At 34.4% G+C, this 18674-nt stretch carries 14 protein-coding genes and 3 pseudogenes; 10 read left to right on the plus strand and 7 right to left on the minus strand.

The genetic code is table 11. From position 1 onward, the window contains the following. Positions 1-35: 35 nt before the first annotated feature. Entirely contained in the window at positions 36-1367 is a 1332-nt protein-coding gene (locus ACQH2Q_RS04470; protein ID WP_264339499.1) for a DnaJ domain-containing protein, read from the minus strand. A gap of 83 nt (positions 1368-1450) precedes the next feature. Continuing rightward, positions 1451-2887: an isocitrate dehydrogenase gene (gene icd / locus ACQH2Q_RS04475; RefSeq protein ID WP_155969097.1), complete on the minus strand. Its 1437-nt coding sequence runs from the start codon at positions 2885-2887 to the stop codon at positions 1451-1453. A gap of 145 nt (positions 2888-3032) precedes the next feature. Between icd and ACQH2Q_RS04480 the strand changes: the two genes are divergently transcribed. Together ACQH2Q_RS04480 and ACQH2Q_RS04485 are read left to right on the plus strand one after the other, a co-directional pair. Beyond that, a complete protein-coding gene (locus tag ACQH2Q_RS04480; RefSeq protein ID WP_155969099.1) occupies positions 3033-3575 on the plus strand; it encodes an RDD family protein in 543 nt (180 codons plus the stop codon). A gap of 22 nt (positions 3576-3597) precedes the next feature. Further along, a complete protein-coding gene (locus ACQH2Q_RS04485; protein ID WP_006279800.1) occupies positions 3598-4074 on the plus strand; it encodes an RDD family protein in 477 nt (158 codons plus the stop codon). A gap of 166 nt (positions 4075-4240) precedes the next feature. Here the strand turns inward: ACQH2Q_RS04485 and rho are convergent, their stop codons facing one another. Further along, entirely contained in the window at positions 4241-5644 is a 1404-nt protein-coding gene (gene rho, locus ACQH2Q_RS04490; protein WP_007549497.1) for a transcription termination factor Rho, read from the minus strand. A 199-nt stretch (positions 5645-5843) separates the two neighbouring features. Then, the gene (locus tag ACQH2Q_RS04495) at positions 5844-6446 is read right to left on the minus strand and encodes a cell cycle transcriptional regulator TrcR (protein WP_425383400.1); all 603 of its coding nucleotides are present in this window, start codon (positions 6444-6446) and stop codon (positions 5844-5846) included. A 323-nt stretch (positions 6447-6769) separates the two neighbouring features. Between ACQH2Q_RS04495 and ACQH2Q_RS04500 the strand changes: the two genes are divergently transcribed. From ACQH2Q_RS04500 to trpS, 6 genes and pseudogenes are all read left to right on the plus strand, one after another. Then, on the plus strand, positions 6770-8578 hold the full coding sequence (locus ACQH2Q_RS04500; RefSeq protein ID WP_264339500.1) for a peptidylprolyl isomerase: 1809 nt from the start codon (positions 6770-6772) through the stop codon (positions 8576-8578). A 300-nt stretch (positions 8579-8878) separates the two neighbouring features. Continuing rightward, positions 8879-9819, plus strand: a pseudogene (locus ACQH2Q_RS04505) (IS5 family transposase). Between the two features lie 242 nt (positions 9820-10061). Then, on the plus strand, positions 10062-10382 hold the full coding sequence (gene rpsP / locus ACQH2Q_RS04510; RefSeq protein WP_006279266.1) for a 30S ribosomal protein S16: 321 nt from the start codon (positions 10062-10064) through the stop codon (positions 10380-10382). Between the two features lie 10 nt (positions 10383-10392). Then, a complete protein-coding gene (locus tag ACQH2Q_RS04515) occupies positions 10393-11370 on the plus strand; it encodes a polyprenyl synthetase family protein (RefSeq protein ID WP_264339502.1) in 978 nt (325 codons plus the stop codon). A 61-nt stretch (positions 11371-11431) separates the two neighbouring features. Beyond that, positions 11432-12001, plus strand: a complete 570-nt coding sequence (locus tag ACQH2Q_RS04520; RefSeq protein ID WP_155969407.1) for a nucleotide exchange factor GrpE — start codon at positions 11432-11434, stop codon at positions 11999-12001. Positions 12002-12018: 17 nt separating this feature from the next. Further along, positions 12019-13017: a tryptophan--tRNA ligase gene (trpS, locus tag ACQH2Q_RS04525; protein ID WP_006280207.1), complete on the plus strand. Its 999-nt coding sequence runs from the start codon at positions 12019-12021 to the stop codon at positions 13015-13017. A gap of 175 nt (positions 13018-13192) precedes the next feature. On the opposite strand, the gene ACQH2Q_RS04530 is transcribed toward trpS, so the two are convergent. From ACQH2Q_RS04530 to ACQH2Q_RS04540, 3 genes and pseudogenes are all read right to left on the minus strand, one after another. Then, positions 13193-13954, minus strand: a complete 762-nt coding sequence (locus ACQH2Q_RS04530; protein ID WP_265024257.1) for an alpha/beta hydrolase — start codon at positions 13952-13954, stop codon at positions 13193-13195. A 1-nt stretch (position 13955) separates the two neighbouring features. Then, on the minus strand, positions 13956-14483 hold the full coding sequence (locus ACQH2Q_RS04535) for a c-type cytochrome (protein WP_010082469.1): 528 nt from the start codon (positions 14481-14483) through the stop codon (positions 13956-13958). A gap of 544 nt (positions 14484-15027) precedes the next feature. Continuing rightward, a pseudogene (locus tag ACQH2Q_RS04540) lies at positions 15028-16283 on the minus strand (IS4 family transposase). A 326-nt stretch (positions 16284-16609) separates the two neighbouring features. On the opposite strand from ACQH2Q_RS04540, the pseudogene ACQH2Q_RS04545 reads away from it, so the two are divergent. Together ACQH2Q_RS04545 and ACQH2Q_RS04550 are read left to right on the plus strand one after the other, a co-directional pair. Beyond that, a pseudogene (locus tag ACQH2Q_RS04545) lies at positions 16610-17550 on the plus strand (IS5 family transposase). A 523-nt stretch (positions 17551-18073) separates the two neighbouring features. Beyond that, positions 18074-18670 (plus strand): hypothetical protein, encoded by a 597-nt coding sequence (locus tag ACQH2Q_RS04550; protein ID WP_425383401.1) that lies wholly within the window; start codon positions 18074-18076, stop codon positions 18668-18670. Positions 18671-18674: the final 4 nt, after the last annotated feature.

Consider the following 18674-nt stretch of genomic DNA (forward strand, 5'->3'; position numbering starts at 1 on the left):
AGAGCTAAAAGTTTATACTATACCGTAATATTCTACTATGCAAATTCAACCGCTTGAGGTCTAGGTGGCTGTTCAGTGTTAACATCAGACATATTAGTGTTCACTTCATCGAAATTCCTCTCAGCAAATTCGCTTGCCACCTCTGTAAAACACTTTCTAACAAGAGGCATAATTATTGGCATTAATAGCCTTCGTGGATCATACCGTCCTAACAGATCAGTTTCCTTTTGCACTCTATCTCTTAGATCTTCCTCAAGTAAATCTTTCATGTGTTTTTCAGTGTATATTTCACAAGCCTTTGAAAATGTAGGACTAAATATCTCAGTAGCTAGCAGTGCTAACAATGACAAAGTACCAAATATTGTCACATCAACATAAAAACTGCCAGAGATAAAACCCTCTATCATTAAAGAAGTAAAAAAGACAGGCAAAGGGTAAAAAACAAAAAGCTTATAGCATAAGTAAATACAATTTATTCTATTTACATATTGATCAGTAGAAATTTCAGAGTTTTTGTATTTTTTTTCGTAATGTTGTGTTAAAGCAGATAAAATCTCTGTCATAATAAGATTTAATGCTACTAGTGGCAAGCATAAACACATCAAGGTATCACTGGCAATTAACCAAGTAGGCAAGAAACAATAGCAATAAATTGCTTCAGCAAAAGCTAAAAAAAGTAAAGTATTTACTTTTTTCTTTAAAGTACTAGATAGCAAATCGTCTCTACGCTTTATAAACTTTTGCATTAGCGCTTGTTTGTCTTCCCTTATTAAACTTCCATTCTTTGTTAAAGGGGCGATATAACTAAATAATTGTATGTTAGGTTTAAGCAAGTGTTCGTCAAGCTCATTTCTCAGCTCTTTGACTTTATCATCGAAAAGTGAGCTATATCTTGTCCAAGAATTTATATAATGGATTAATTTATTTTGGTGTTGCAGATCCTGTATTAGCGAGCTGCTTTTTTTTTCAAGTATAGAAGCAAGCTCAGCAAAATTCCTTCCTCTAACTTCCTCTTCAGTGATATTCAATTTTTCAAATAATTTCTTCCTATAATGGAATTCACGCGCTGTTAAATGCCCATCACTTTCAGCATCAACGCTAATTTTAACACAAGGGTCCCCTGACTTTAAAGGTTCAATATATGCATTTAATTCTTTATAAGCTTTGTCAAGATTTTTAAATCTTTCTTCATTTCCACCTTTATCAGGGTGGTGTACAAGAATCAATTTTCTATATTGTTTTTTTAAAACGCTACTAAGCTCTTGATGATCCTTACCTATAACTTGCTTAGCTTCTATTTCCAATACGTTGAACAGATCAGCATTATCACAAAACTCCTGACCAGTTAACTTAAAATGTTGACCCATTACTACATCTCACATAAATAAATTATATCTCTAGTATAATCTATTTAAATGTTTTATGCAATCATAAGAATGTCAAACGATCATTAAGAGAAAAACCCCTCTTTCCCATCATACAAATACAATTTGTCCATTCTCACCACGTCAAAATTGTGTTCTTCGAGTTTGATTAGCAAGTTATTTACATCACTATTTGTAATAGCTTGCTTTTCATTATTTGCGATAAACCTATAGGTTATTTGGTCACTTGAAGGTTTTGAGTTTCCTGGCCAAATCGCAAGTCCTTTTGAGTATATTGCTATCATTTGCAGATTACTTGATTCAAATAATCCTACTATTTGATCAACATTACTGGATTTGTCCCAAGCGAGAGTTATATCACTACCCACTAGCTTTTTAACTTTGTAATCTTGTTCGTAATTGTCTTGTACTTTATTTATTTTACTATCCAAATTTATTTTACTATCCGAACCACTGCCAATTATAAGCTCAGCAGGTTTCTTTCCTAAATTATCTATAACAGCTTCTGCAAATTCTTTGGTACCAACTTTCTGTTTACTTCTTTTCTCCTTATATAAATCGGCAGTGTGTATTCCATCCTCCAAAGTCTTGAGCCATGCATCGTAGATTAGTTTTGCAGTACCCACTTGACCTATGTAAATTAGCATATGCACTGCAGCATTTAAAAGACCAGAAGGATTGGCTATGTTTTTTCCTGCAATATCAGGGGCAGAACCGTGCACTGCTTCAAACATTGCGTATTCATTCCCGATGTTGCTACTTCCGGCAAGCCCCACAGATCCAGAGGTTTGTGCGACTATATCTGATAATATGTCGCCATATAAGTTCTCGGTTACTATAACATCAAAATTCTCCGGTTCTGTTGCAACACGCGCCATTCCAATATCAACTATATAATGTTCTGCCTTTATATCTGGGTATTCCTTTGCAATGCGATCAAACGCGGCATGGAAAGTTCCGTCAGTCATTTTCATGATGTTATCTTTAGTCAGGCAAGTTACTTTTTTTCTGTTGTGTTTTTTTGCATATTCAAAAGCGTACCTGCATATCTTCTCTGAGCCAGATCTAGTAATAATTTTAGTGCATTGGTAAGAGTCACCAGTGAGCCTATGCTCTATTCCGGTGTAAACGTCCTCTTCATTTTCACGTATCACTACGATATCAAACTTATCGAATTTATTTTCTATAACAGGATGATATGAAATGCATGGTCTGATATTTGCATACAACCCTAGATTTTTTCTGAGTGCAACGTTTAAGCTTTTGTGCCCTTTACCTTGAGGAGTTGTTGTCGGAGATTTTAATAATATTTTTGTCCTTTCAATTGATTCCCAACCACTTGGAGAAATTCCGTGAGACCATTCTTTACTGTAAACACGCTCCCCTATTTCAATAATATCTATTGAGATTTCCGCTTCTGCTTCGCGCAATATCGACAGCACCGCTTCCATGATTTCTGGTCCGATACCGTCCCCATATGCAACTGTGATTAGTGTTGACATAACTTCCCTAGTTATAAATGATTTAATATTAATTTAAATAATAGAGTGGCACAAGTAGCTAATATTACCCAAGTTAGTATATTTACGGTTATTTAATAACGTATTTTTATATCATATGATGATATTATGAAATATAGGTGGGGTTATGAATACTGAAATAAATGTTAAAGTAAATTATGTAGGATTTACAAGGCGTATTGTAGCAGAAATACTTGACCTCATCATATTTTCCCCTCATTTTATCTTCGGTTTTATCTATGGTGTATTCATCGTATCATTACAAGATCAAGATAAAGATAAAGACTCTTTTCAGGAACTTGCACAACTAGCAACAGAAATACCATTTATAGTTTCTACAGTGGTCGCAACATTAGTACTAACAATATCCAAAATATTAATGGTAACAAAACTTGGTGGTACCCCAGGAAAACTATTGTGTGGTATGCATATTAAAGATGCTAATACATTTACAAATGTTACCCTTATGCAAGCAACAATAAGATGTATTTCTAAGGGAAGCATCTGGATTATTTTTCGCTTTTTGCTTCATCTGCATTATCATGGTTATACTTTTCTATATCTTTTAATTGTGCTAATTTTATTTTTGTTTGCAGTATTTGATCAACGCAAACAGACTTTTTACGATAAAATTGCAAAAACAGTAGTGATAGACTATAAATCTAGTTGATATTTTTCTTTATAGGTAGTACATGGATAAAAAAGTAAACTACTCAACGATGACAAGACGTACTCTAGCATTTATAGTTGATTGTATTTTATTTATCGCAATACCATTTGGTTTAATGGCGGTGGGTTTCTCACTTACACACGCAATACAAGGGATCATGGGTGCAATAATTGTAATCACCACGATTGTATTTTCTTTATTTTTAATGATACCATGTATATTTCATATATTCATGCTAGTAAAATTTGGCGGCACTCCAGGACACTTGTTATTTAGCATGCGTGTAAAAGACAAAGATACATTTGAGTCAATCACTACAATGCAAGCAATGAAAAGGACTATAGCTCTTTTTATAATTTATTGCATATCACTTTGTAATCCCATTTTATTCTTAGCTATACTAATCTTAGTTTTAGTATGTGCAGTAGGTGATGAACATAAACAAGCTTTTCACGACAAAATTGCAAACACGGTAGTGATAGATTATAAACCTAGTTGATATTTTCCTTTAGCTGTCTGCCACCAAGGGTGTCATTCCAGTGTCACGCGCTAACTTAAGGTAAATTGCCAACTTAACTATAAATATATTTTGGTAAATCCAAATTATTTTAGCTATAAGAGCGTTTTACTTTTTGCTCAGCATATCCATCATAACTGGCTTACTTTTAGTGATTCATGGAGTTAAAAAAGTCAGCATTGCTCTTTGTTAAAAGTAGTTTGTCACGTAAAAATTCCATTGCTTCAACGGGTCCCATAGGATTGAGTATCCTACGCACCACCCATATTTTATTTAGTATAGCCTTATCAACTAATAGCTCTTCCTTCCTTGTTCCGGATTTTGTAATATCAATAGCTGGAAATATACGTTTATCAGAAAGTTTTCTATCAAGTATGATCTCAGCATTTCCTGTACCTTTAAACTCTTCAAAAATAACTTCATCCATTTTTGAACCAGTCTCTATAAGAGCTGTGGCGATTATAGTTAAAGAACCCCCATTCTCAATATTACGAGCTGCTCCAAAAAAGCGTTTTGGTCTCTGCAGTGCGTTTGAATCTACACCACCAGTTAGAACTTTCCCAGACGAAGGAATAACCGCATTATAAGCACGTGCAAGTCTAGTAATATTGTCAAGTAGAATTACCACATCTTTTTTATGCTCAACCATTCTTTTAGCTTTTTCTATTACTATTTCAGCAAGCTGTACGTGACGGTAAGCAGGCTCATCGAATGTAGAACTTACTACCTCACCTTTTACAGAACGTATCATATCTGTTACTTCTTCAGGTCTTTCATCTATAAGTAACACTATTAATTCTACTTCAGGGTGATTTATAGCTATAGAGTTAGCCATTTGCTGAAGCAATACTGTTTTTCCTGTGCGAGGTGGAGCAACTACTAACGCTCTTTGCCCTTTTCCAAGAGGAGCTACTATATCTATAGCACGCATGCTTAAGCCTTTTTTATCATCACCATTATTACACTCAAGTACTATGCTTTCCTCAGGATAAAGAGGAAGCAAATTATCAAAATGGACGTACTTTCTTAATTCACTTACTTCAGTAGAGTTTATACTTTGAACCTTAGTTAAAGTAAAATATCTCTCTTTATCACCAGGTGGCCTTATTTCTCCATATGCCATATCTCCTGTACGTAAATTAAACTTCTTTATTTGCCCGTTAGAAATATAAACATCATCGGTACTTGGGGCATAATTTGCACTTGCTGAACGTAAGAAACCAAAACCATCAGGCAATATTTCCACTATTCCACTCCCTGTGGTTATGCCTCCTTCTTCACTCATTTTTTTCATTAAGCTGAATATTATTTCCTGCTTTAGCATTCTACCATTGCTTTTACCGTTAGTTGAAATTTTTCTTTCTTCAGCTAACTCTAACAATTCTTCTGCTGTTTTCTCTTTTAATTCGCTCAGATCTAATGTTTTTCTGTTTTTCTCAGTACCTTCATTGACCATCTGTTTTACTGTATCGTTATTGTAAATTTGCTCACTTTTTTCAGGTTGAGCTGTAACCTTTCCTTTTGCCAAAACATCTTCATTGATTGTTGTCATAATCCTCCAAAAATTTTAATTGATGCTTACTAACCTAAAATGTGACTATAAGATAATAAATTAGGCTGAGTTAGTTTCAGTGCGTATTAAGCTTAATTATCATTAAACCCCGTACTTTACTTACATTATACTAATAAACACTAGCAAGTCAAGTTAATTTAATGTTAACAAAACACAAAAATTTGAGGATTTTCAATAGCTATTCTTTATATTTTTTTAACCTTTCTTGCTTCTCCTCTTCTACTTTTGCTTTTTCCACTTCTGCTTCTAAATTTTCTTGACTACATAAGCCGAGTAGTACAGGATCTTGGGGTTTTATATTTTGCATGTTATGATGAGATCCATCTCTTACCTGCTCAACTGTGTAATTTGTTGTACTAATTAATTTAGCTATAACGTTATTGTCCAAGATAGGAAATTTTTTTACTAAATAATAAATCGCATCAGGTTTATCTCTACGTCTTGCCGTAGAGGCAAAGGCAAGAATGCTACCAATCGCTTTACTCCTTTTTTTTATATTTTTTATAATCAAATTTGGTACACGATTTGGATTTTTTTTGCAATCATCGATTTCTTTTTCAGTAATTATTCCAGAAATAATAGGGTTATATTTTTCTACTTCTATTTCCTCATCAGCTATGTCTTGTACTTCTTCAAGGGCCAATCTGCAACATTGTGCTATTTGATTAAAAGTTAAACCAGTGTTGTCTACTAACCAAGCAGCTATTTGCACTAGAAACTGTTTATTTCTATCGTTATTGCCCTTAGAAGATTCCATTGACATCAAAAAAGCATCTCCCATTTAAAGTATCCCTTACTGTTATACAGAGCTAAAATATAAACTATTAAAACTAAAAAAGCATTAATTTTGTCATTCAATAACTTTTTGTTTGTCACTTCCCACCTCTTAAGTTAATTAAATGCGCTTACCTTTAAGCATATTTCAAACAAAATATTTCCCCTTTCTAAGGTATAGTATAACTCAGTTAAACATATGTTCCTATTTAAGATTAGAGAGTTAAATTTTAAGTTAATATATTATATATATTATCTAATAAAGCAACAGGTTTACAAGTATTAAATTATCACTATTCTATAATTAACCATTAATTAACTGAGTTTAAAATGAATGTTAAAAATTTTTTCACTAAAATAACCGTTGTCCTTTTAGCTTGCTTGTTAATCTTTGTGGGAGTTGGCAACCTTTTATCAGGTGATGATGAAAAAGAAGAGGTAGCTAGGGTTGGAAAAGAAGTTATAACGTCAGATGAGTATAAGTCGCTATATCAAAATTATGGAAAACAAATTTCTGGATCTGATGCGAGTAGAGAACAAGTAAAAAAGCTGAAATATGATTTGCTTAACGCACTTATAGAGCAAAAACTATTGTTTAACCTAACTAGTGAGCTGGGGTTGACAGTTGGAGAAGAATCTATAAAAAACCATATTAAAAACACCAAATACTTTCAAAATGATAAAGGTGAATTTGACAAAAATAAATTCTATGAAACGCTAAATGACCTGCATATGACAGAGAAAGAGTATATAGCAAAGCTAGAGAAAGTCCTGCCTGCAATGATGTTCATGACTTCATTATTTAAAGATAATTATCCAGTAACTTTTGGCGAGAAAATTGATGAGCAGATATACAAAAGTCGCTACCAAACTAGAGTAGTTGATATTGTTAAAATAACTGAAGATGCAGTTACAAACATTCCTGAACCAGATGATCAAGCCTTACTTGATTTGTACGAAAGAAATAAATCCCATTTTTATTATCCTGAGTATCGAACTGCGCAATATATTTCCCTAGGCCAAAAGTATTTTGAAGATCAAATCAAGATCTCAGATGAAGAAGTTGATGGTATAATAGAACAACAAGAACTTAAAAATCAAAGAGATATATTCAATGCAATATTTTCTACCAAAGAAGAAGCTGAGACAGCAAGAAGAGCATTTGAGGAGGGTAAAACAAGCTTTGAACAGATAGTAGAAGAGTTTGGCAAAGCAAAACTTGAGGAAACTAGAGTAAATAATATAACTAAGGATTTTTTACCAGAAGACGTGAGAGAGAAGGTGTTTGCTCTTAAAGTAGGTGAAGTAAGTGAAGTTTTAGCAAGCAGTTTTGGTTGGCACATAGTAAAAGTGGAAAGTGCGCATCAAATCTCTGATGAAGACTTAGTTGATTTAAAAAAAGACATAAAGTCAGTTCTAACTAACCAAAAGTCTTTTGAAAGAGTCAATGATTTCATAAACCAAGTGAACTATAAGATATACAATGGTTCAGAAATTGAAGAAATATTGAGTGAATATAATTTACCTATACAAACTATTGGTCCAGTAGATGCGAGTGGAAAAGATCAAAGCGGTAATAACGTAGGAGATTCTGGTGATTTGATTTCTTTCATTTTTTCGCGAGAAAAGGATCAGAAAGGTTATTTTAAGGGCGTTGGGGACGCTGTTGTTAGTGTAAAAATCATCGATATCGTTCCACCTAAATCACAAAGTTTTGAAGAAGGCAGGGCATTAGCGGTAGAGCTTTGGCGTAGTGAGTTTATAAAAGAAAGAATGTTTAAATTCGGGCAAGAGGTTGCAGTTCAACTAAGAGAAAAAACAGATTTGGAAGAAATTCAAGGTGTGGAATTAGTTAAAGGTCAGCAGATGCACCGCAATAAAGTGGATCAACAAAACTACCCCTTTTCTTTTGTAGAAGAGATTTTCAATATGAAAACAACTGGTTCAGTGACAGATCCTATTCAATACAATAATGAAATTATAATAGGTGTTCTAAAAGAAATGCATTCATCAAATGGCAAATTAAACATGCTTGACACTGGAAAACGTGTGATGATATCGCTAAAAGAGCAATTAATTAGCTATCTGGAATCAAAGTATAAAGTCGAAGTTAATCACGCTATACTTGATGATATATAGTCAAAAATCTTATAAGTTGCTTCAAACGCATCCAGTGCCCAGACACACAACTGTACGAACATTGCGATTTGAGAGCAATCTTCACTAGAAAGGATGTCATCCCAGTGCCCAGACACTGGGATCCAGGAATTTTATTAAGTTGGTAAGCATAAAAGTAGCCGTTTTATGTTAAAATACAACGTTTTAATGATTAAAAAAAGGCTGGATTCCAGTGGGCTTTGTTGCATAGCAACTGAAAAAATCTGGTGGCTACTGACAAAATTCATTATAAAATAGCCATTTAACCTTGAAAGAAAAAATATGCCACAAAAAATGAGGGTCAGTAACCATAGCGAATATAACAAATTTCTAGAAAAAAGAGGAAATATTTTTCATTATATCAACGAAGCCATAGAAAAGTGGTACGAGAATGGTCCAAAAATACCAGGTGGCAACAATATTTATAGCGATAAAGTTGTAATTTTGGTGCACATAATAACTTGTTTATTTAGAATAGGCCTGAGGCAAACAGTTGGGTTTATAGCAGGATACCTTGAGCAAATTGGGAAAAATTTGCAAGTTATCAGCTATTCACAATCATCAAGAAGGTTTAAGAAACTCAATATTAAGATCAATGATTGCAGAAAATAATATGGAAGATATCGAAATTGCTATAGACAGTACAGGAATTAGTATATACAACAACACTCCTGGTCATAGCAAAGAAAATAGCGAAGATAGAAAGTATCGCAGCTATGAACAGACAAGAAAATTGCATGTAATGTTGAATACAAACAGCAAAAAAGCCATAGCTGTAAAATACAGTAACGGCTGATCACTATGGAGCTTGTGATTTGCTAAAAGAAGTCGATTTTCAGTATGTCATAAAAGTACTATATGCAGATAGGGCATATGACAGAGAAAAGCTCTATAAGCTGTGTAATCAATATGGTATAAAAACGAAAATTCCTCCGAAAAACAACGCAGCAGAGCATCCAAAGTTAGACTATATGGCTGAGAGAAATGCTGCAATTAGACTAATAAAATCATGCAGCGAAGATGGAATGAAGAGGTGGAAAAGGCAAACAAACTACGGAAAAAGATCTTATATAGAAAGTTTTTTCTCGCGACTGAAACAAACATTCGGGTTTAGTTTTAGGAATAAATCTGAGACAAATAGAGAGAAGGAACTACTTGTTAAATGCTATTTGCTCAATAAGTTCACTGATATTGGTATGGCTAAATTTGAGATAGCTTCATAAATTTATTGTGCGTTACCTACTATCCGAAGAGCGATGCAACAAAGCCATTCCAGTGTCAAGCACTGGAATGACACCATTTGCTGTGCAATTTACCTTCAAAAATGAATGTTCGTATAGCTGTGCGCCCGGCACTGCCCTACATTATTGGTAATTATATTATAAGGTGCAAAAGTTGTATAATTCATTTGACTTAAAACGGCTCATTGTATAAAATTGTGGCTAATATATGAATAAAGGTTAACATGGCAGTTAAAATAAGGTTGGCGAGGTTTGGCGCAAAGAAACGCCCTTTTTATAGGATAGTTGTAGCTGATTCACGAGCACCAAGAGATGGGCGTTTTATTGAGAAAATAGGACAATATGATCCAATGTTACCAAAAGACAATAAAAATCGTGTTGTGGTGAAGGCTGATAGATTAAAACATTGGCTAAGCGTAGGCGCGCAAGCAACTGAAAGAGTACTGTGGTTTATCAAAAAAGGCATAGTAACTTTAGAAACAGAACCAAAGAAAACAGAAAAGAAGAAAGTAGAGAACGAGAAAGCACAAGGGCAAGAGGCATAAGTCTCTTAAAATGCTAATAACAAACAGCGATAAATTAGACGATATTGTATCTTCTGATTTGTCAGCTATGAATGACTTTGTCTTCAAAAATGTCAATGATGAAGATGCTAAGCTTGCTACTGATATTATATCTCATCTTGTTAGGTCAGGTGGAAAAAAAATAAGGCCTAAACTAGTTTTTATTATATGTAAAATGCTAAACTATTCTGGGGAGAATAGGATCAATGTTGCTGCATCGGTAGAGTTTATACACAATGCTACTTTACTTCATGATGATGTGCTCGATGAAAGTGAGGCACGCCATGGAGTTAAAACAGCGAATAAGATTTGGGGAAATAAATCAAGCATTTTAGTTGGTGATCTATTGTTGACACTAGCATTTAGATGGCTTATAGAGTGTGGAAATTTAAATATTCTCTCTATTTTATCTAAAGCATCGTATTTACTTGTGAAGGGTGAAATAAAGCAGATGACAACACGTTTTGACCCCCACACAATCAGGGAAAATTATTTTGATATCATTGGAGAAAAGACAGCGTCTTTATTTTCTGCATGCTGTGAAGCTGCATCTACAGTATCTGGTGCAACAGATGACGAAACAGAGAGGCTAAAGAATTTTGGTTTTAATTTTGGTATGGCATTTCAAATAGTTGATGATATGCTCGATTATACTGCTAGTCAAGGCACTTCTGGAAAGCAAATCGGAAAAGACTTTTTCGAAGGTAAAGTCACCTTACCTGCTATTATAGCATACGAAAAGGGCAGTCCAGCAGAGCAAAAATTCTGGGAAAAATGCTTTTCTTCAGCTAGACACAATTTTGACCAAGCATTACACTATATTAATCACCATAATGCCATTCAGCTTTCTATGGAAAAAGCTAGACACTACATTAATATGGCACAAAATGATATTAGTACTTTTTCTGATTCTTTTTATAAAACTACTTTAATTAACTTTTTAAATGCGAGCATAGAAAGACGAATGTAGCTGGCGCTTGATATTTTCAGATTAATTGTTATATATTTATTAGATTCTTAAGGGTAATGATATGTCAGATAGCAGTAAGGAGAAAAAGAAGAAGTTTGCTGATATGGTAAGTAGGCAGAAAGGTGACGACCAACAAAGTGATAACCATAAGCAAACTGATGATTTAAATGAAGATCTCAATACATTAAGAGAACGTGCAGCTCAGCTTGAAGATCATTTACGCCGTGCTGTTGCAGATAATGAAAACGTCAAACGTATAATGCAAAAGCAAATTAGCGATGCAAGTGACTACGCAGTCACAAAACTTGCACGTGATATGATCGACTCGTGCGACAATTTAAAAAGAGTAATGGAAATTTTGAAAGACGGTGATCCTGTTCATGAGGGGATTAAAGTAGCTTATCAAAAAATTATAAATGATCTAAAAAAACATGGAATAGAGGAAGTAGATCCACTTGGTGAGCTTTTTGATAGTAATTTACACCAAGCTGTTGTGGAAAGAGAAGACAATGAAAAAAAGCCTGGCACCATTGTAGAAGTACTACAAACTGGTTATACTATCAAAAATAGGTTGCTCCGTCCTGCAATGGTTATTCTTTCTAAGAAATCTGCTGATTGTGGAAGCGATTAGCATGAGGTAAATGTATAATGACAAGTATTGTCTTTTCAGGTATCCAGCCAAGTGGCGTACTACATTTAGGTAATTATCTTGGTGCAATCAAACAGTGGATAGACTTACAGGATAAATACAAATCTCTTTTTTGTATTGTCGACCTACACGCAATCACAGCAAATAAGCTTCCCGCAAGTGAATTAAAAAGTAATATTTTCAAAACAGCAGCAGCTTATATTGCATGCGGAATAGATACAGAAAAGTCCATTATTTTTAGTCAGTCCACAGTTAGTGGTCATGCAGAACTGGGCTGGCTGCTTGGATGCTATACACCAATTGGTTGGCTTAATCGCATGACTCAATTTAAAGATAAAGCTGGCAGCGATAAACAAAAAGCCTCTCTTGGATTATATAGTTATCCAGTACTTATGGCTGCAGATATATTGTTGTATCAAACTAAATACGTTCCTGTTGGTGATGATCAAAAACAGCATTTGGAGCTTGCACGTGATATTGCATCAGCTTTTAACAATCATTATAAGCTGGATTATTTCATCGTACCTGAAATCTTAACTTTGGATTGCACATCAAGGATAATGAGCTTAAGGGATGGCACAAGCAAGATGAGTAAATCTGATCCTTCAGAACATTCGTGCATTAACCTTGATGATACGGATGACTTAATTGTCAAAAAAATAGAAAAAGCAAAAACAGATTCAATTCTAGGCTTTGCTACTTTAAAGTGCCGACCAGAAATAAGCAATTTGATAAACATTTATTCAGTGCTTAGTAATGTAAATGCAGAAAAAGTATGTGAAGAAGTGAACAAACATGACATGAAGCACTTCAAAAAAGAGTTAGCTGATTTAATTATCAGTGTTATATCACCCATACGTGAGAAAATGAATGATCTTTTAAAAGACCAATTCCATTTACATGAAATATTAAAAAAAGGCACAAAGAAAGCAGCAGAAATTGCAACCCATAATATAAAAGAAATCAAGGATATTATTGGATTTGCTCAATATCTGTAAGGTTCCAAAGTGTGATGGTGCGAACCGTCATACCGCCGCGGTATCTCAGCCGCTAACACGTAGCGGGATGACGGTTTTTCAAATTGTCGGTAAATCTAAGTCAGTTTAGCTATAGGCAGCAATTTTCTGTATTTATTTTAAGTTGAAGAAAGCTCAAATGAAAAATCGTGTTTTGCTAAAAATCACAGAATGCATTCTGGTTACAAAATTCTCTAATGGTCTTAAATAAAACTTCCAGTGAATGATTGTCAGACATATTGTGCTCTGCTGATTTTATTAAGTGTACTTCAACATCGGTTGACTTAATTTTTTCAGCTAAATTCAATGAAGTTTGATAAGGAACATCTTTATCATTAATGCTATGCAGCAAGCGCACAGGACAGTTTATATCTATTGTCTTTTTGTTTAAAAGAAGGTTCTTTCTGCCATCTTCGATCAAATTTTTAGTTATTTTGTATGTACAATGCTCTGAAGTAAAATCTATTACACCTTTAGAATCTAGTTCTTCTTTTTGCTTGCCTGACAATTGCTTGAATATCAAATCTTCAGTAAAATCGGGAGCAGACGATATACCAATTAGTGCTGCAATTTTTTCTGGAAATTGAAGGGCAGTGAGCAACATCAGCCATCCTCCCATACTTGAACCTATAATTATTTGTTTATCGCTAGTTAATTCACTCATTACTTTAGCACAATTTTTTTGCCAATCACTTATCGTGTAATCAATAAAATTACCACTTGAATGACCGTGACCAAAATAATCAAATAGCACAAGTGCTACGTCATTTTCTTGGCAAAATTTGTAAATAGCAGTTGCTTTAGTTCCATCCATATTGGATGCAAATCCACCGAAAAAAACTACAGAAGCTTTCTTTCCTTGTAGCTTTCGATATGCTATGTGACCATTATTTCCATCAAACAATTTACAATAATCCATACTACTTTGGCAAAGCAACCGGGCTATCACTCAATTGATGCAAATAACTAACTAGATCTGCAATTTCTTGTGGATTGGAAATACCTGCAAATGCCATACGTGTACCTTTTATATAGGCTTTTGGGTTCTTTAAAAAGGCAAATAGCTCCTCATACCCCCATTTTCCACCTCTTTCAAGCACTGCTTTTGAGTAATTGAATGAGTTACCAAGATGGGCCTTTTTATTTCCAACTATGTTCCATAAGTTTGGTCCTACTTTATTCATTCCACCTTTCTCAAAACTATGGCAGGCTATACATTTTTTTGCTGCTGATTTACCTTTCTCAAAGCTAGCATTCTGCATGAGCGCTCCAATATCAAGCGCCACTTGCTCGATTTTTTGCTGGAACTCATTGCTGCCAGCAGCTACTATCGTTTGGTGTTCAATCTTATATTCTTCTGGACTGTAAAGCATATCAACTACATTACTAACTATCATAATGATTAGCCCAGAAAGTAAAATCGATGCTGCAATCTTATTAAGCTCCATAGTTAATTTTTATTAAGTAATGTTACTTAAATTATGCGAATATTTTCGCAAATAGCAACCAATTATAGCTCTTTTTACAATAATCCGAACAGACCGTAATATGCTACTGGCCTGCTATAGCCATAAACACATATCTTATCGCATTCGGACTATTATAAGAAAGGCTATACCTTGAAGCTCGCTAAAGATGAGAGTCTCTATAGCTGACCCAAGAAAGGTTTTCCTACGTCCATACCGCCGCGAACCGTCATACCGCGATTCATTCGCGGTATCTCAGCCGCTAACAAGAGATCCCGCTAACAAGTAGCGGGATGACGAGGTTCACTGCCATTAAGTTAAGGAAAGAATGGTTAAAAACTGAACTAAAAAGTCAGAAATAATTAAGGATTTATGACAAATGCTGAAACAGAATAGAGTAAACTTTAAAGCAGATAAACTCTGAAGTGTAAATTACTTAAGAAACAGTTTGTTTAGAAGTCATTTTACAGGAGCTATGGCAATAAGCTACCCAGTTATTATCAGAAGATATGAATACTACCTCTAGTCAAAATATGTGTTTTCTAACCCTTTTTTGGTAATTGAACGAACGAAGATAAGGTACCTTATGACGATCAACTTTCCTTCCCTTTCTTACCGCCAAAGTGTTCATCAAAAATAGCTTTGATAATTGATCCATAATGCAGTCAGTATCTGATTCCGTAGCAAAAATGTCGAAAGCCAAGTTTTTGATCGCGTTAAATGAGACAGATTTGTTAATGCTCCTCTTAAGCTTATCATCGGTTAAGTCCATATTCAACGCTTCTTCTACATCTTCTGTCATAACACTTTCTAGGTTGCTAATAATGATAGCTGACCAAAAATCCTGTTTAACAGACTCAACACTTTTTCCTGTAAAATTTTCTAGACTTAGTCTTCCTTTGAGTTTTGCAAAAAATGTCTCAACTCCCCAGCGTAAAAAATATAACTCCTTAAATCCTCCAGTTTGAAACTTTTGTTCATCCATTAATGATGTAGCTAACACTTCAATTTCACCAGATGGCAGTACCACTTTGAAGCGTTATTCCACTATTTTCTTGTTTTATCTTACGCTGAGCACATATGGTAACCTTAACACTAGATGGGCTTTTTTCTTCAAACATAGCATTCACTTCATTAAAAGATGATCTGGGACATCGAATGACATAAGCAATTTTTCTTTTTGTAAGGCTAGAAAGAAATTTATAAGATAAATATACAAATCAGTAAGTCATTAGTATTTACAACTTTAAGCATTTCATCTGCTAAGTTAATTTCATGAGTGTTACCTCTATCTAACACTGACCTTATGGCAACATTATTTAGCACATCTTAACAAACCGCAAAGGTTGCACTTGCATAATCACCTAAATCTTTTGGTTTTTGGTTACGTATTTTTCTTGAGCCAAATTCATTTTTTATTTCAACGCTTGTTGGTAAAATGATTTTGGAGGCATCAAGAGCTAACACTCTAAAGCCAAAACAAGTTTTAAATTTTTGGTCTTGGTAGTACAAGGAAACCACACCTTCGTTAATTTCTGAAAATGCACTGTGTTTCATTTTTTTTCTTGCTTGACTAAAAGCACTAGCAGTAACGGTATAGTCTTTTTTACTATATAAAATAAATTCGTTTAGTATTACTTGCAGCGACTTTACACTTTTTCTTAAAATTAAGATAAATATGTCAATAAAAGATAACTTCCTCTTTCTCATAAAATCTTTTGAAGATGATTTATGGGATTCTATAAATTCTAGACTTGCCAATTCATTTTGAATAAATTTTATTACTGCCTTTTTTACTCATACTACCTTTAAACTTATTGGTATACATCATTATCCCATAAAATCTATCTTTTTTCCTTAACTTAATGGCAGTGAGACGAGGTTATCGTCATGCCGCCACGAACCGTCATACCGCGATTCATTCGCGGTATCTCTTAGCCGCTAACAAGTAGCTGGATGACGATTGTCAGGGTGTAATCCCAGTGTCCCTATGATGTCATCCCAGTGCCCAGACACTGGGATGGCTTTGTTGCATAGCAACTGAAAAAATCTGGTGGCTACTGACAAAATTCATTATAAAATAGCCATTTAACCTTGAAAGAAAAAATATGCCACAAAAAATGAGGGTCAGTAACCATAGCGAATATAACAAATTTCTAGAAAAAAGAGGAAATATTTTTCATTATATCAACGAAGCCATAGAAAAGTGGTACGAGAATGGTCCAAAAATACCAGGTGGCAACAATATTTATAGCGATAAAGTTGTAATTTTGGTGCACATAATAACTTGTTTATTTAGAATAGGCCTGAGGCAAACAGTTGGGTTTATAGCAGGATACCTTGAGCAAATTGGGAAAAATTTGCAAGTTATCAGCTATTCACAATCATCAAGAAGGTTTAAGAAACTCAATATTAAGATCAATGATTGCAGAAAATAATATGGAAGATATCGAAATTGCTATAGACAGTACAGGAATTAGTATATACAACAACACTCCTGGTCATAGCAAAGAAAATAGCGAAGATAGAAAGTATCGCAGCTATGAACAGACAAGAAAATTGCATGTAATGTTGAATACAAACAGCAAAAAAGCCATAGCTGTAAAATACAGTAACGGCTGATCACTATGGAGCTTGTGATTTGCTAAAAGAAGTTGATTTTCAGCATGCCATAAAAGTACTATATGCAGATAGGGCATATGACAGAGAAAAGCTCTATAAGCTGTGTAATCAATATGGTATAAAAACGAAAATTCCTCCGAAAAACAACGCAGCAGAGCATCCAAAGTTAGACTATATGGCTGAGAGAAATTCTGCAGTCAAGCTCATAAAGTCATATGATGAAGATGGTATAAAGAAGTGGAAAAAAGAGATGAGTTATGGAAAAAGATCTTATATAGAAAGTTTTTTCTCGCGACTGAAACAAACATTCGGGTTTAGTTTTAGGAATAAATCTGAGACAAATAGAGAGAAGGAACTACTTGTTAAATGCTATTTGCTCAATAAGTTCACTGATATTGGTATGGCTAAATTTGAGATAGCTTCATAAATTTATTGTGCGTTACCTACTATCCGAAGAGCGATGCAACAAAGCCATCCCAGTGTCAAGCACTGGGATGACAAAAAAAGGAGCACTGGAATGGCACCATTTGTTATGTTTAACAAAGTTCGTACTTAGCTTCATGTTAGCCATAAATATTTAAGAAATTTACCAAATGGAAAAAAAGGCAAAAGAAGCCCCATGGTTAACTAGTTCTGACACTGGTTTCCATCCAAGACGGCAGTAGCCCCTTCGGTGTCATTCCAGTGTCAAGCACTGGAATGACACCATTTTGGATGGAAACCAGTGTCAAGCACTGGAATGACAAAGGAGAGCAGTGTCAGCTACTTGGATGACACCTTTTTTCTACTTAGTGTGGGTTATACAAGAAGTCTATTGTATGGCTATTGCTGGTCGTATATTACTTATAGCTTATCTATTCAAATTGCAACTTTGTTTTTCATAATTAATTATTGACAGAAATTATTAATTGGGTTATTATTAAATTATCGTTAACAAGTGAGGCAAAGAAATGATGATATCCAATAATTCTTCATTGCTAAAAGATAGTCAGGAGCTTACTAAAACTAAGCAGACTATATGGAAACCTTTAATTGCTGTTTCATTATTATCTATATTTAGTTTCATATCTGGTCAATATCTTCCTTATGTTATTATAGCAGTTTCTGGTTCTGGTCCTATTGCAGCAGTTCCTTTAGCAATTTTTGCTGTTTCTACGGTTGTTGCACTTATTTCAGTGACATATCTTGTTAAACTGGCTATTTCTAGAGATGATAATAAGAAAGAAGTAGGTCTTAATGGACAGAAATTCGGCCATACTCCATCTCAAGAACCACAAAAATTTGTGTGTAAAAATTGTACTAATCTGGAGAATAAATCAAATGTACCTACTCCTCAATCACCTCCAGTAACATTGGGTACACAACCAAATCCAAGTGTCAGTGTACCACCGCCACCACCTCCTCCATTGCCACAAGATGCTGCACTACCACCTCCGCCTCCGCATTTTTTTACAGCTTCCAAGCGTACGGAGCAACCTAAGAATGATGCACCGAAGAAGGCTGGTGAACCTGAGATAATAATCATTCTACTCTGTTTGAACAGATAAGAGG

The sequence above is a fragment of the Wolbachia endosymbiont (group A) of Melieria omissa genome (genome assembly GCF_964031125.1).
GTDB lineage: Bacteria > Pseudomonadota > Alphaproteobacteria > Rickettsiales > Anaplasmataceae > Wolbachia > Wolbachia pipientis.

Excerpts from the sequence above, each read along its gene's own strand:
- ACQH2Q_RS04485 (WP_006279800.1), top strand. The coding sequence starts at position 3,598 with ATGGATAAAAAAGTAAACTACTCAACGATGACAAGACGTACTCTAGCA.
- icd (WP_155969097.1), bottom strand. The coding sequence starts at position 2,887 with ATGTCAACACTAATCACAGTTGCATATGGGGACGGTATCGGACCAGAA.
- ACQH2Q_RS04520 (WP_155969407.1), top strand. The coding sequence starts at position 11,432 with ATGTCAGATAGCAGTAAGGAGAAAAAGAAGAAGTTTGCTGATATGGTA.
- ACQH2Q_RS04470 (WP_264339499.1), bottom strand. The coding sequence starts at position 1,367 with ATGGGTCAACATTTTAAGTTAACTGGTCAGGAGTTTTGTGATAATGCT.
- rpsP (WP_006279266.1), top strand. The coding sequence starts at position 10,062 with ATGGCAGTTAAAATAAGGTTGGCGAGGTTTGGCGCAAAGAAACGCCCT.
- rho (WP_007549497.1), bottom strand. The coding sequence starts at position 5,644 with ATGACAACAATCAATGAAGATGTTTTGGCAAAAGGAAAGGTTACAGCT.
- ACQH2Q_RS04530 (WP_265024257.1), bottom strand. The coding sequence starts at position 13,954 with ATGGATTATTGTAAATTGTTTGATGGAAATAATGGTCACATAGCATAT.
- ACQH2Q_RS04535 (WP_010082469.1), bottom strand. The coding sequence starts at position 14,483 with ATGGAGCTTAATAAGATTGCAGCATCGATTTTACTTTCTGGGCTAATC.
- ACQH2Q_RS04500 (WP_264339500.1), top strand. The coding sequence starts at position 6,770 with ATGAATGTTAAAAATTTTTTCACTAAAATAACCGTTGTCCTTTTAGCT.
- ACQH2Q_RS04515 (WP_264339502.1), top strand. The coding sequence starts at position 10,393 with ATGCTAATAACAAACAGCGATAAATTAGACGATATTGTATCTTCTGAT.
- trpS (WP_006280207.1), top strand. The coding sequence starts at position 12,019 with ATGACAAGTATTGTCTTTTCAGGTATCCAGCCAAGTGGCGTACTACAT.
- ACQH2Q_RS04550 (WP_425383401.1), top strand. The coding sequence starts at position 18,074 with ATGATGATATCCAATAATTCTTCATTGCTAAAAGATAGTCAGGAGCTT.
- ACQH2Q_RS04495 (WP_425383400.1), bottom strand. The coding sequence starts at position 6,446 with ATGGGAGATGCTTTTTTGATGTCAATGGAATCTTCTAAGGGCAATAAC.
- ACQH2Q_RS04480 (WP_155969099.1), top strand. The coding sequence starts at position 3,033 with ATGAATACTGAAATAAATGTTAAAGTAAATTATGTAGGATTTACAAGG.